Origin of the sequence: Blastococcus sp. Marseille-P5729 (assembly GCF_900292035.1) — a bacterium.
Taxonomy (GTDB): Bacteria; Actinomycetota; Actinomycetes; order Mycobacteriales; family Antricoccaceae; genus Cumulibacter.
Window position 1 is genome coordinate 102,419 of sequence record NZ_OMPO01000002.1, and the last position, 13,547, is coordinate 115,965.

13 protein-coding genes are annotated in these 13,547 nt (G+C 69.4%); 4 read left to right on the forward strand and 9 right to left on the reverse strand.

All coding sequences use genetic code 11. The annotated features are described in order from the left end of the window. Positions 1-36 precede the first annotated feature (36 nt). The 3 genes from DAA40_RS09040 to DAA40_RS09050 form a co-directional block, all read right to left on the reverse strand. Positions 37-798 (reverse strand): maleylpyruvate isomerase family mycothiol-dependent enzyme, encoded by a 762-nt coding sequence (locus DAA40_RS09040; RefSeq protein ID WP_106849431.1) that lies wholly within the window; start codon positions 796-798, stop codon positions 37-39. 151 nt (positions 799-949) lie between these two features. Then, entirely contained in the window at positions 950-2,653 is a 1,704-nt protein-coding gene (locus DAA40_RS09045) for a methylmalonyl-CoA mutase (RefSeq protein ID WP_106850088.1), read from the reverse strand. A gap of 106 nt (positions 2,654-2,759) precedes the next feature. Next, entirely contained in the window at positions 2,760-3,269 is a 510-nt protein-coding gene (locus DAA40_RS09050; protein ID WP_234356311.1) for a MarR family winged helix-turn-helix transcriptional regulator, read from the reverse strand. 211 nt (positions 3,270-3,480) lie between these two features. On the opposite strand from DAA40_RS09050, the gene DAA40_RS09055 reads away from it, so the two are divergent. Continuing rightward, a complete protein-coding gene (locus DAA40_RS09055) occupies positions 3,481-3,945 on the forward strand; it encodes a hypothetical protein (RefSeq protein ID WP_106849432.1) in 465 nt (154 codons plus the stop codon). Here DAA40_RS09055 and DAA40_RS09060 read toward each other — a convergent pair. From DAA40_RS09060 to DAA40_RS09070, 3 genes are read right to left on the reverse strand one after another with little or no spacing between them, the layout of a single operon-like run. After that, positions 3,942-4,910, reverse strand: coding sequence for a PfkB family carbohydrate kinase (locus DAA40_RS09060; RefSeq protein ID WP_106849433.1), 969 nt, complete (start codon positions 4,908-4,910; stop codon positions 3,942-3,944). The two genes, DAA40_RS09055 and DAA40_RS09060, sit on opposite strands and share 4 nt — an antisense overlap. A gap of 21 nt (positions 4,911-4,931) precedes the next feature. Beyond that, positions 4,932-5,927 carry a methylmalonyl Co-A mutase-associated GTPase MeaB gene (gene meaB, locus DAA40_RS09065; protein ID WP_106849434.1) on the reverse strand — a complete coding sequence of 332 codons (996 nt, stop codon included), beginning with the start codon at positions 5,925-5,927 and terminating at the stop codon, positions 4,932-4,934. Beyond that, on the reverse strand, positions 5,927-7,138 hold the full coding sequence (locus DAA40_RS09070; RefSeq protein WP_106849435.1) for an acetyl-CoA C-acetyltransferase: 1,212 nt from the start codon (positions 7,136-7,138) through the stop codon (positions 5,927-5,929). The genes meaB and DAA40_RS09070 overlap by 1 nt, the downstream gene beginning before the upstream one ends. Before the next feature lie 209 nt (positions 7,139-7,347). Between DAA40_RS09070 and mce the strand changes: the two genes are divergently transcribed. The 3 genes from mce to DAA40_RS09085 all read left to right on the forward strand — a co-directional run bounded on the left by mce (position 7,348) and on the right by DAA40_RS09085 (position 10,782). Next, positions 7,348-7,770, forward strand: coding sequence for a methylmalonyl-CoA epimerase (gene mce / locus DAA40_RS09075; RefSeq protein WP_199849673.1), 423 nt, complete (start codon positions 7,348-7,350; stop codon positions 7,768-7,770). A gap of 121 nt (positions 7,771-7,891) precedes the next feature. Further along, entirely contained in the window at positions 7,892-9,229 is a 1,338-nt protein-coding gene (ccrA, locus tag DAA40_RS09080) for a crotonyl-CoA carboxylase/reductase (RefSeq protein ID WP_106849437.1), read from the forward strand. A 137-nt stretch (positions 9,230-9,366) separates the two neighbouring features. Beyond that, on the forward strand, positions 9,367-10,782 hold the full coding sequence (locus DAA40_RS09085; RefSeq protein WP_106849438.1) for a hypothetical protein: 1,416 nt from the start codon (positions 9,367-9,369) through the stop codon (positions 10,780-10,782). Here the strand turns inward: DAA40_RS09085 and DAA40_RS09090 are convergent. From DAA40_RS09090 to DAA40_RS09100, 3 genes are read right to left on the reverse strand one after another with little or no spacing between them, the layout of a single operon-like run. After that, positions 10,779-11,555: an endonuclease/exonuclease/phosphatase family protein gene (locus DAA40_RS09090; protein WP_106849439.1), complete on the reverse strand. Its 777-nt coding sequence runs from the start codon at positions 11,553-11,555 to the stop codon at positions 10,779-10,781. The two genes, DAA40_RS09085 and DAA40_RS09090, sit on opposite strands and share 4 nt — an antisense overlap. A 9-nt stretch (positions 11,556-11,564) precedes the next feature. Beyond that, on the reverse strand, positions 11,565-11,885 hold the full coding sequence (locus tag DAA40_RS09095; RefSeq protein ID WP_106849440.1) for a hypothetical protein: 321 nt from the start codon (positions 11,883-11,885) through the stop codon (positions 11,565-11,567). Next, the gene (locus DAA40_RS09100; protein ID WP_106849441.1) at positions 11,872-13,545 is read right to left on the reverse strand and encodes a long-chain-fatty-acid--CoA ligase; all 1,674 of its coding nucleotides are present in this window, start codon (positions 13,543-13,545) and stop codon (positions 11,872-11,874) included. The genes DAA40_RS09095 and DAA40_RS09100 overlap by 14 nt, the downstream gene beginning before the upstream one ends. Positions 13,546-13,547 lie beyond the last annotated feature (2 nt).

Here is a 13,547-nt window from a genome sequence, read left to right on the forward strand (position 1 = left end):
GAGAGTGCTTCCCTTCTTCGTTGCTTGGAGGGCGCTTTACGGCGTGATCGTGGAGCGCATCAGTGTATCGAGCACGTCCCGGTCACCGTCGATGCTCCAGAGCACGTACGGCGTGCGTCCCCAGAGGCCGGTGGCGAGGTCGCTCGCCGGCGCGGTGACGGTGACCTCGACCGGCGCGGCGGCGTCGGTCTGTCCGGCATCATCGGTCGTGGAGTGCGTGTAGTCGACGACACCCGGTTCGGACGCCGGACGCACCACCCACTCGTCGCCGGTGTCCCCCGAGACGAACCGGATCGGCGCGGTGACTGCGACCGGATCCTTGCCCTGCATGCGCGGCAGCATCACCTCCAGCACCTCGGTGACCGCGTCGGCCGCCAGCGCCTCGTCGTACGCCGGGGCGCCGCCCGCGGTAAGCAGCAGGTCGATGCGGTGCATCTCGGTCTCGTGGGCCTTCCTGCGGAACCAGAACCCGGCCGTGCGCTCGCTCGAGAAGGTCCACGTCTCGGTGTCCGGCTCGGTCGCCCGCAGCGCATCGAGGAGCTGCCGCGCCTGGTCGGCGTACCACTCGGCCAGCTCGCCCTCCGGCTCCGGACGCGGGCCCTTCGGGCTGCCCCCGGCGACGATGCCGCGCGCCCAGCCGTGGACGCCGCCCAGGTGGGCGATCAGGTCGCGGACGCTCCAGCCGGGGCACGTGGGGACATCGGCCGTGGGATCGAGGCGAGCGGTCAGCTCTGCGATCTGGGAAGCGGAGCGGTCGAGCGCGGCCAGATAGTCGTCGTGCGACAGGCGGGTCGTCATGCGCTCCAGCCTAGTTGGAGCCGGCCCACCGGGTACGGCCCCGGGCTACATGCGAGCGGTCGCCGATCGGCGAGGGCGCGCGCATCGCCGCTACCAACGGGATCGGGGCAAGGACCGTGTGGTCCTCGCCCCGATACCGTTCGTTCGGCCGCTAGAAGCGGGCGGGCTCCCGGTAGATGCCCCACTCGTCGCGCAGCGCGTTGCAGATCTCGCCGAGCGTCGCCTCCACGCGGCAGGCCTCGAGCATCGACGGGATCATGTTCTGCGAGCCGCGTGCGGCAGCCAGCATGTCGTCCAGGGCGGACCGGACCTTGGCCTCGTCCCGGCCGGACTTGCGGGTGTCGAGCACCCGGCGCTGCTCCAGCTCGACCTCGTGGCTGATCCGCAGGATCTCGAGCTCTTCCTCGTCGTCCACCCGCAGGCAGTTGACGCCGACGACCTTCTTGTCGCCCTTCTCCAGCGCTGCCTGGTAGATGAACGCGGCGTCGGCGATCTCGGACATGAAGTAGCCCTCTTCGATGCCGCGCAGCAGGCCCGAGGTGACCGGGCCGATCTCGTGCTGAGCGTCCTCGCCACCGCCGATGCGGATGATCTCGGCGAAGATCTTCTCGGCCTCGGCCTCGATCTTGTCAGTCAGCGCCTCGACGTACCACGATCCGCCGAGCGGATCGGCGACGTTGAGGACGCCGGTCTCCTCCATGATCACCTGCTGGGTGCGCAGCGCGATCGCAGCGGCCCGCTCCGACGGGAGCGCGAGAACCTCGTCCAGGGCGTTGGTGTGCAGCGAGTTGGTCCCGCCGAGCACCGCCGACAGCGCCTCGATCGCGGTACGGACGATGTTGTTGTCCGGCTGCTGGGCGGTCAGCGACACACCTGCGGTCTGGGTGTGGAAGCGCAGCTGCTGGGCCTTCTCGGTCTTCGCGCCATAGGTGTCGCGCAGCCAACGTGCCCAGATGCGGCGGGCGGCGCGGAACTTGGCGATCTCCTCGAAGAAGTCCACGTGCGCGTCGAAGAAGAACGACAGGCCTGGGGCGAAGACGTCGACGTCCAGCCCGCGCGACTGCCCCAGCTCGACGTACGCGAAGCCGTCGGCGAGCGTGTAGGCGAGCTCCTGCGCGGCGGTCGACCCGGCCTCCCGGATGTGGTAGCCGGAGACCGACAAGGGCTTGTACGCCGGGATGTCCGAGGAGGTGTACTCCATCAGGTCGCCGATCAGGCGCAGGTGCGGCTCCGGGGCGAACAGCCACTCCTTCTGGGCGATGTATTCCTTGAAGATGTCGGTCTGCAGCGTGCCGTTGAGCTTGTGGATGTCGGCGCCCTGGCGCTCCGCGGCGACGATGTACATGCAGAAGATCGGGACGGCCGGGCCGGAGATCGTCATCGAGGTGGTGACGTCCTGCAGGTTGATGCCATCGAAGAGGATGTCCATGTCGGCGGCTGAGTCGATCGCCACGCCGCAGTGGCCGACCTCGCCGAGCGACAGCGGGTCGTCGGAGTCGCGGCCCATCAGGGTCGGCATGTCGAAGGCGACGGAGAGCCCGCCACCGCCGGCGCCGAGGATCATCTTGTAGCGCTCGTTGGTCTGCTGCGCGTTGCCGAAGCCGGCGAACTGGCGGATCGTCCACGGCCGCCCCCGGTAGCCGGTCGAGTGCAGGCCACGCGTGAACGGGAACTGCCCCGGGTAGCCGATCCGCTCGAAGTCCGGGACGGCGCTCTCGTCGGCCGGCCCATATACCGGGTCGACCTCGACGCCGGACAGCGTCGTGTAGTCGCGGTCGACGAAGCGGCCCTTGGCGATCGCGTCGTCGTATGCCTGCTGCCAGCGCTCGCGCGCCGGAGTCTTCTCGTTGGTCATCTCGCCCACCCATCCGCGGCATACGCCGCAGCCAAAGCCATTGCCGTGCCCTAAATAGTAGGACGTCCTAGCAATTTTCGGAAGGGTGCTCGCGACGCGATGCGCGTCACTGCTCCACTTCGAAGTCGCCGGCGCTCCTGCGCAGGGTGCTCAACGCGGTGACCACCGACGTGATCTGCCCATCCTCCAGCGCCGCGAGCCCGAAGTCCATAGCCATCAGGTCGGCCGCCGCGGCCTCGACCACCTCACGGCCCCGATCGGTCAGCACCGCGAGCACACCCCGTCCGTCCTTCGGGTTGCGCTGCCGCTGCACCAGATCGGCGGCCGAGAGCCGCTCCACGATGTTGGTCACCGAGGTCGGATGCACCTGCAGCCGGTCGCCGATCACCTTCATCGGCAACGCACCGTTGCGCGAGAACCGCAGCAGCGCCAGTGCCTCGAAGCGCGCGAAGGTCAGCCCGTGCGGACGCAGCGCCTCGTCATAGGCGTTGATCAGCAGCTGCTGCACCCGCATGATCGAGGTCGCCAGCCGCATGTGCGTGGCATCGCCCCACGTGCGCTGCCAGTTCTCGGCAGCACGCTCGATCGGGTCGAAGGGCAACGGAGACTTGGTCACCCCCAGACCCTAGCGACTACCACGCCGCTCGTGCCCGGCCGAGCCTCGGCATGACGCGAAGGTGCTGTTGGCTCCGCCTGAGGCGAGGTCACCGACCGGCTGCGGACAACCCGTAATTCCCACGTGTGTGCGCGGTGCGGGAACCCCGACCTGGACCGCTCTCTCCTAGTGCCATTCCGGCGTGTCCGGCCCCCTTGAACAGGAGATTCTCATGACCACTTCGACGAACCGCCGTGCGCGACTCGCACGTCCGAGAGCGGTGCCGATGGCGGTGATCGCGCTCGCTGTCGCCGGTCTCGCCTGCGCTGTCGCCGCATTCGTCATCGTCGGCTTCGTGACCGACTACCTGGCCGAGTACCCGAGCAGCTACTCGGATTTCTCCAAAGACGCGATCCTGGTGCAGGCATTGATCAGCGCTGCGTTGATCTTCGGGACTGCCTACGTATTGTGGAACGTGCCAGGATGGGCGCGACGCACCATGGGCGTGCTCGCGGCGCTCACGGGTCTGTCGCTCGGGAAGATGTTCCTCGACGGTGCGCTCGTTCTGTTGTTCCAGCCGAATCCGATCATTCCGAGGTGGCCTCTCTGGTTGTCCGTGTCGTCACATGTGCTCGTCTTCGTCGCACTGTTCCTCGTGACCCGTGACGACTCGAAGGACTACTACGACCAGTTCTAGACGGCCGCCGGCTGCGGGCCGTTCGCGGATCCGCTGAGCCACACATCGATCTCAGTCGATGTCGGCGCGGTCGCCGGGCCCTCCCGCGTCACCTTGATCGCCGCGCCGGCGTTCGCTCGGCGTGCGGCGGCGACCCAGGAGGCCCCGGCCAGTCGGGTCGCGACGAGCACTCCGGTGTGCGCATCACCGGCACCGTTGGTGTCGACCGGTTCCTGTGGATACCCCGGCAGCGACACCGCAGGGGAACCGTCGCGGACGGCGCACCCATTCGGTCCGTCGCGAACGATGACCACTGCGGAACGCGGCAGCACCCGCGCGACGGCATCCGCGGCGGCGACCATGTCGTCGGCGTCGAACGAGGCAGCCCCCTGTGCCGCCACGATGTCGACCGCCTCGGCGAGGTTGGAGGTCCAGACCGTCGTGGCCGCGAGCGCGCGCTCCCTGACCTCGCGCGGCTGAGCGGCGAAATCGGACGCCGGATCGAGCACCACCTCGACGTCAGGCGGCAGCTGCTCGAGCCACTGCAGCATGGGCTCGACCGTCGCGCCGGCGACCAGCGTGTAGCCGTCGACGCAGACGATGTCACCGGCGGCCGGGCGCGATCGGTCCAGGCTGTCGACGGTGATCGCGCGCTCCGCGCCACGAGTGGTGATGAAGGTTCGCTCGTCGGGTTCGATCAGGCAGATGCAGATCCCTGAGTCGACGTCCGGCTCGGGCGGGCTGCACAGGCCCACCCCGTCGGCCGCGAGCGCGGCCCGGATCAGGTCACCGTTCTCACCCGTGCCGTGCGATCCGGCGAGAACCGCCTCGGCGCCGTTGCGGGCAGCCGCGACCAGGGTGTTCGTGGCGCCGCCGGCGGAGCGCCGTCCTGTCGAGGCGTAGACGTTGCCGCCGCGCGGCGGCAGCGCCGGGACGTCGAGCACGTAGTCGACCAGTGCCTGGCCGGTGTGGATCACCCTGGGCATGGAGAATGCGTCGATCCGGGACTAGTCGCCTAGCTGGTCGCCCAGCTCGGCGACGAGCGTGTCCGCGGCGACATAGGGGTCGGACTCGCCGGAGACCACCGACTCCGAGAGCGCCAGCACCGAGGCATGGCCCTCGACGTCGCCCATCCGCTCGCGCAGAGTCGCCATCGACAGCGCCACGATCTCGCCCGCGGCGCGGGCCAGCCGCCGTTCGTGCAGCACGCCCTTCTCGTCCATCCACGCCCGGTGCGCATCGACCGCCTCGATGACATCCTCGACGCCCTGCTCCTTCTCCGCGATCGTCTTCACGATCGAGGGCCGCCAGGCACCGGCGTCCGAGTGACGCCCGCCCAGCCCGAGCATGTTGCGCAGGTCGCGGACGACGGAGTCCGCGCCGTCGCGGTCGGCCTTGTTGACCACGAAGACGTCAGCGATCTCGAGGATCCCTGCCTTCGCCGCCTGAATGCCGTCGCCCATGCCGGGCGCCAGCAGCACCAGGGTCGTGTCGGCGGTGGAGGCGATCTCGACCTCGGCCTGACCCACGCCTACGGTCTCGATCAGGATGACATCGAAGCCGGTGCCGTCGAGCACCCGCAGCGCCTGCGGCGTCGCCCACGACAGGCCGCCGAGGTGTCCGCGCGTCGACATCGACCGGATGAACACCCCCGGGTCGGTGGCGTGATCCTGCATCCGGATGCGGTCGCCGAGCAGCGCGCCGCCGGAGAACGGCGAGCTCGGATCGATCGCGAGCACGCCGACCCGCTTGCCCCGCGCGCGGTAGGCGCGCACCAGCGCCGAGGTGGACGTGGATTTGCCGACGCCGGGTGATCCGGTCAAGCCGATGATCGTGGCCTGGCCGGTGTGCGGCGCAAGCACCTTGGCCACCTCGCGCAGTTTCGGCGAGGCGTCCTCGACCAGCGAGATCAGCCGAGCGACCGCGCGAGCCTGGCCGTCGCGAGCGCGTTCGACGAGTTCCTCGACACCCGCGCTCCGGCTCAGGCCACCACCGGCCGCCATTACTTGGAGGCCGGAGCGGGCACGTCGATGATCAGCGCGTCGCCCTGACCGCCGCCGCCGCACAACGCCGCGACGCCGGTGCCGCCGCCGCGGCCGCGCAGCGCATAGATCAGATGCAGCACGAGACGGGCGCCGGACATGCCGATCGGGTGGCCGAGCGCGATCGCGCCCCCGTCGACGTTCACCTTCTCGGCATCCAGACCCAGATCGCGCATCGACTGGATACCGACGGCCGCGAAGGCCTCGTTGATCTCGACCAGGTCGATCTCCTCCAGCGAGCGGCCGGCCTTCTTCAGGGCGTGGTTGATCGCGTTCGACGGCTGCGACTGCAGCGAGTTGTCCGGGCCGGAGACATTGCCGTGCGCGCCGATCTCGGCGAGCACCTCGAGCTCGAGCTCGTCGGCCTTGGCCTTGCTCATCACGACGACGGCGCAGGCGCCGTCCGAGATCTGCGAGGCGGTGCCGGCGGTGATGGTGCCGTCCTTGGCGAAGGCCGGGCGCAGCTTGCCCAGCGACTCAGCGGTCGTATCGCCGCGGATGCCCTCGTCGGCGGAGAACACCACCGGGTCACCCTTGCGCTGCGGGATCTCGACCGGGACGATCTCGTCGGCGAAGCGGCCCTCGGCGGCCGCGGCCGCGGCGCGCTGGTGCGACCGCGCAGCGAACTCGTCCTGCTCCTCGCGGCTGATGTTGAGCTTGGCGTTGTGCGATTCGGTCGACTCACCCATCGAGACCTTGTCGAAGGCGTCGGTGAGGCCGTCGTAGGCCATCGCGTCCAGCACCTCGAAAGAGCCGTACTTGTAACCGGCACGCGACTTGGGCAGCAGGTGCGGCGCATTGGTCATCGACTCCATGCCGCCGGCGACGACGATGTCGAACTCACCGGCGCGGATCAGCTGGTCGGCCAGCGCGATCGCGTCCAGGCCCGACAGGCACACCTTGTTGATGGTCAGCGACGGCACATCCATCGGGATTCCGGCTGCGACCGCCGCCTGACGCGAGGGGATCTGGCCGGCGCCGGCCTGCAGCACCTGCCCCATGATGACGTACTCGACCTGGTCACCCGACAGCCCGGCGCGCTCCAGCGCTGCCTTGATGGCGAAGCCACCCAGGTCTGCTCCGGAGAAGTCCTTCAGCGAGCCTTGCAACCGGCCCATCGGCGTCCGAGCGCCGGAGACGATGACGGTGGTGTTGTCGGACGATGCAGCCATGATGACTCCCTTGTGGCGACGGTTATGGGCACCCTATAACCGCTCGCGGGTGGATCGGCAACTGGCCTCGTCGCCGATCGGGCCCCGCGGGCAGCGGGCCGGCAGGCCTGTGCCGGGTGCAGTGAACGGCGTCACCCCGGCCGCCATCCCGAACCCGATTCGGTCTTGCTACTTTCATGGTAGGAGCACCACGCCCACAAGGAGCCTGCATGTTCACCGAGATCAACCACGTCGGAATCGCCGTCGCCGACCTCGACAAGGCCATCGAGTTCTATCGCGATGTCTACGGCATGCAGCTGGTGCACGAGGAGACCAACGAGGAGCAGGGAGTACGCGAGGCCATGATGGCCGTCGGCGACTCCGGATCGTGCATCCAGCTTCTGGCGCCCCTCGACGAGTCCAGCACGATCGCCAAGTTCCTCGACAAGAACGGACCTGGCATGCAGCAGATGGCCTACACCGTCGACGACATCGACGCGACCAGCGCCACCCTGCGCGAGCGCGGCGTCCGGCTGCTCTACCCCGAGCCCAAGCGCGGTACCGCGAACTCCCGCATCAACTTCATCCACCCCAAGGACGCCGGAGGGGTGCTCGTCGAGCTCGTCGAGCCCGCCGCCGCCACCCACCACTGACTGGTCGTGCCCGGAATCACAGCAACGTCCTGAGGTGAGTTACTGATCGGTAACTTATCCTCGGCAGCAGTTCTCACTCACGGCAGCATCGACCGTCGTGCCCAACCAGGAGTCACAACCCATGACCATGAACCAGATCCTCGACGCGATCATGAGCGGCAAGAACGAGGACGTCGCGAAGATCGAGGTCCCCACGTCGTACGAGGCGATTGTCGTCCGCGAGGAGGACCAGAACATGTTTCAGGGCCTGGCGTCCTGGGACAAGGACCCCCGCAAGAGCCTGCATCTGCAGGACGTCGACACTCCTGAGCTCGGGCCCGGCGAGGCGCAGATCGCCGTCATGGCCTCCTCGGTCAACTACAACACCGTGTGGACCTCGATCTTCGAACCGGTGTCGACCTTCGGCTTCCTCAAGCGCTACGGACGTACCAGCGAGCTGGCCAAGCGGCACGATCTGCCCTACCACATCGTGGGTTCGGACCTCGCCGGCGTCGTGCTGCGCGTCGGCCCCGGGGTCACCAAGTGGAAGCCGGGCGACGAGGTCGTGGCGCACTGCCTGTCCGTCGAGCTCGAGGACCCGCAGGGGCACGATGACACCATGATGGATCCGCAGCAGCGGATCTGGGGCTTTGAGACCAACTTCGGCGGTCTGGCGCAGCTGGCGCTGGTGAAGTCCAACCAGCTGATGCCCAAGCCCGCGCACCTCAGCTGGGAGGAAGCCGCCTGCCCCGGCCTGGTCAACTCGACCGCCTACCGTCAGCTGGTCTCCAAGAACGGCGCGGCGATGAAGCAGGGCGACATCGTCCTCATCTGGGGAGCCTCGGGCGGCCTGGGCTCCTACGCCACCCAGATGGCCCTCAACGGCGGCGCCATCCCGGTGTGCGTGGTCTCCTCCCCCGACAAGGCGGACATCTGCCGGTCGATGGGCGCCGAGCTGGTCATCGACCGCAAGGCCGAGGGCTACAAGTTCTGGAAGGACGAGCACACCCAGGACACCGGCGAGTGGAAGCGCTTCGGCTCGCGGATCCGCGAGCTCACCGGCGGTGAGGACGTCGACATCGTCTTCGAGCACCCGGGCCGGGAGACCTTCGGCGCGTCGGTCTATGTCACCAAGCGCGGCGGCACCATCACCACCTGCGCCTCGACGTCGGGCTACATGCACGAGTACGACAACCGCTACCTGTGGATGAACCTCAAGCGCATCGTGAGCTCGCACTTCGCCAACTACCGCGAGGCGTGGGAGGCCAACCGGCTGATCGACAAGGGCCTCATCCACCCGACGCTGTCCAAGGTGTACTCGCTCGCCGAGACCGGGCAGGCGGCTCTGGACGTGCACAAGAACCTGCACCAGGGCAAGGTCGGCGTGCTGTGCCTGGCCCCCGAGCCCGGCCTGGGCGTGAGCGACCCGGAGAAGCGCGCCAAGCACGAGGACAAGATCAACCGCTTCCGCGACCTGTAGCAACCCCCTTCGAGAAGGGCGCGACGAACGATGAGGCGAGGCCGGTCCACCCGGCCTCGCCTCATCGTTGGTTGACGTCTGAGGCCATAGAGTGGGGGCTGCGATCTCGTCCACCCCAGCATGCGATTGAGGCACTGATGAACGCAGCGAACAACAACGATCTCATCCCCATGGGCGCCCCTTCGATGGACTTTCCGATCGTCATGCGCGGCTATGAGCGCCACCAGGTCAACGAGGCCATCCGCAGCCTCGAGGACGACCTGCGCACGATCATGGCCGAGCGCGATCAAGCGCTGACCCAGGCCGCCGAGGAGCACGCGCGCGCCGAGAACCTCGGAGCCGAGATCGGGGAGCTCAAGACCCAGCTGCGCAACAGCGAGGCGCCCACCTTCGAGACCATGGGCGGGCGGATCGCCTCCATGCTGCGGCTGGCCGAGGAGGAGGCGGCGGAGATCCGCCGCGCGGCCGAGGAGGACGCCCAGCAGACGCGCGAGCGCTCGGCTCAGGAGAAGGAGGACTCCGACCGCCAGATCGCCAGCGATCGAGCCGAGGCCGACCAGTACGTGGCCGACCGCCGCGGCGAGGCCGACGAGGTCCTCGCCACCGCGAAGGCCGAGGCGGCAGAGTACGTCGAGCAGCACCGCAAGCAGGCCGAGGAGCACCTCGCCGGTGCCCGCGCCGAGGCCGACGAGCTGACCGCGCAGTCCGCGGCCAGGCGCGCCGAGGCGGAGGAGGACTTCAAGATCACCCTCGACGCCCGTCGCACCGCCGCCGCACAGGAAGAGGCCGAGCGGGACCGTACCTCGCGCGAGGACGCCGCCAACCGCATCCAGGCCTCACGAGACGAGGCGGACGCGCTGCTGACGAAGGCCCACGCCGAGGCGTCCGCCGCGGTCGAGGAGGCCAACACCCGCTCGCGGACCATGATCGAGCGAGCCGAGGACGAGGTGAACCGCCTCGAGCACGTGCGGGCTGCGCTCGCCCAGCAGATCGCCCAGGTCGGCCAGATCGTCTCGCAGGTGCCGGCCTTTCTCGCCAAAGCGCCTGAGGAGCTCGCGCGCGATCGAGATGTCGACGCGCCTCGCGCAGCCGAGCCGCGGCGCCCCGATCTCTTCGCCGAGGGCCGCGAGGCGACGACGGATGAGGCTGCGACCGTGCGCGATGACGATGCGGCCCTGCCGGACGACGTGCAGCCGGAGGCGGTGGCGGCATCCGAGCCGCCGGCGCCAGAACAGAGCGCCGAGCCGATCGCGGACGCGGGCGCGTCCCAGGACGAGCCCGCCGAGCCCGCCGAGCCAGCCGAGGCCGCTGAACTCGCTGAGGTGGGCGAGCAGCCCACGGAGGACGCCACCCCGGGCGCCGACGTCCCGGAAGGTGACGCCCCGGACGGCGAGCTGCAGCAGGAGGTCGACGGTCACAGCGGGCCGCCGACCAGCGCGCGCAGCCCCCGTGTGCGGCTGGCGCGGCGCACGGGCGGCCGCTCGGATGACGAGTCGCCCTCCGATCGCACCGTCGAGGTCAGTGCGATCCGCCAACGCCGTCCGCGCCGTTAGACGACGTTCTGCCCCTCGCGGGTCAGTCGTAGATCGGCGACTACGGGCCAGTGGTCGCTGGGGATGACTCCGCCGGGCCGAGTGGTGTCGATCCAGGCACGCTCGATGTCCCAGCGCTCGTTGACCAGCAGGTGGTCGATCCGCGCTCCGGCGCTGTCACCGCGGAAGGCGTGAAAGGTGCCGGACGCGTCGTCGCCTAGGACGCTGCGCAGCCCGCGCTCTAGCAGCACCCTCATCGGAAGCTCGTCGAGGGCGACGTTGAAGTCGCCACAGACGATCCAGGCCCGCGGATCGCTCTCGACCAGCTCAGCGATCTGGCCTGCGGCGAGCTCGCGCGACCGGCTGCCGCGATGGTCGAAGTGGGTGTTCACGACCCCGATCGGATTCCCGCCGACCGATCCGAGCAGCACCGTGGCGACGCGCGGGATCCGAGCATCGACGCCAGTCGATCCAGGGACGTCGGGAGTCGGCGACAGCCACATCGTCCGCCATGCCTGGACCCGTACTCGGTCGCTGATCACGAGCGGGCTCTGCTCTCCCCCGCGCTTGCCGTCCGCGCGTCCGACCCCGTACCACCCGGCCCACGGTGTCCGCGCCTCGAGGTACCGGCGCTGCACCGGAAGCACCTCCTGCAGACCGAGCACGTCGAATCGAAGCGAATCAATACACTCGAGCACGGCAGCTCGTCGATGACGCCAGGAATGCACCCCGTCGGCCGGGTTGTCGTACCGGATGTTGAAGGTGCCCGTGCGCAGGGCCGGTGACGCGTCCATCGCCAGATCTCAGCGGCCGTAACGCGGCGCGTTCCGGGACCGCAGGACGCCGGGCCGCCGCCGATCGCGCGCCGACCAGCACGCAGCGTGCCAGTGGCGGCGATCCGCACCCTCGACGTCGTACTCGGACCAGACGACCACGTGCCCCTGGCCGCGGCGCACGATCTGGTCGCAGCCCGGGCATCGGTAGTCCTTGACCGCCGAGGCGCCGGTGATCGATATGACTCGCCAGGTCTCGCCGCGCCACTGCACCTGGCTCGCACCGCCGAGCAGCCCGCCCCGGCTCGTCGTGCGCTCGGCCGGCCGCTCTCGCCGGTTACGGCGCGGCATGCTCGCCGCCGATCCGGCGCTGGATGCTCTCGCGCACCTTGACCCGCTGGATCTTCCCCGACGGCGTCTTCGGCAGGGCGCCCGGGGCGATGAGGACGACGTAGGTGGGCCGAACCTCGAGATCGGCGTACGTCGCCACCCGGATCTCCTGCTCGATCCGGCCACGGTGCTGCTCGTCGTCGTAGTAGGTCGACTCCGCGACGACCGCCAGGACCTCACGTCCACCCACGAGCACCGGTACCGCCGCGCAGTTGCCTCGTCGTACTCCCTCAACCCGCTCCGCGGCCCGCTCGACGTCCGTTGGATAGATGTTGCGCCCACCGATGATGATCAGATCCTTGATCCGGCCGCAGACCACTACCTCTCCGTCGACCAGATAGCCCTCGTCGCCGGTGTCCAGCCATCCCTCGGCATCCTGCGAGCCGCGAAGGCCCTCGGCAGTGACATAGCCGGGGCTGACCGCGTCGCCCCGGATCATCAAGGTGCCGACGTGCCGCTCGGGCAGCACCTCGCCCTTCTCCCCACGCACCTCGACCTCGATGCCGCCCAGCGGCGCACCGAGAAGCGCGAACGCCGATCCCGCGCCCTCGACCGGCTTGGCAACCCGCTGGGCGCCGAGGACCCGCTCATCGACGGTGGCGATCACCAACCCACGGCCGACCGGCGCGACGGAGCCCGCGAGCGCCGCCTCGGCCATGCCGTAGGCGCACAGCACCGCCGACGGGTCCAGGCCGTGCCGCTCCCCCGCCTCGCAGAACAGCTCGACGGTGCGCGGGTCGATCGGCTCGGCACCGTTGAGGGCGATCCGCAGGGTCGAGAGATCGAGCGGAGCCGCCTTGGACAGCGCCCGCGCCGCGATCCCGTACGCGAAGTTGGGCGCGGCGGTGATGCTCGCCCCGCGATCGCTGATCAGTCGCATCCAGGAAGCGGGACTGGCGACGAAGTCCGCAGGGGTCACCTTCACCAGCTTCAGACCGAAGACCATCGGGACGCAAAGGAACCCGACCATCCCCATGTCGTGGAAGACCGGGAGCCAGGAGAGCATGATGTCGTCGGCACGGATGTCGCTGACCTCGACCATCGCCCGCATGTTGCTGATCAGGTTGCCGTGGGTGATCACGACGGCTTTGGGTGCCGCAGTCGAGCCGCTGGTCAGCTGCAGCAGCGCCGGGCTGCTCTCGTCGGCCACTGCCGGATCGGGATCGATCAGTCGCTCGCCGGCCAGCAGCTCGTCGCTGGTCAGGATCGCTGCGGACGCGTCGCTGGCGGCGGGAGCGAAGTGCTCGACGACGTCGGCGTACGGCGGCCCGAGGACGAGCGCGTCCGCGTCGATCGTCTGCAGGATGCCGAAGGTGTCCGCGGCGTACGTCGTGAGGTTGGTGCGGGCCGTGGGCTGGTGCAGCATCGTGACGCTCGCACCGCGCAGCCAGCAGGCCTGTGTCGCGACCGCGACATGCCGTGGCGAGCCCATGAACAGCGCGACCGCATCACCCGCGCCGATTCCGCGGGCGGCCAGCGATGCAGCGGCGCGCCGCGCGTCGAGGTGGATCCGCGCCCAGTCCTCACGGAGGAACTCGCCGTCCGAGCCTCTCGTCTCGAGCCACCCGCGCGCGGGGTGCGCGCGGGCGGTCTCGCGGAGGACGCCCAGCAGCTCGCTCATCG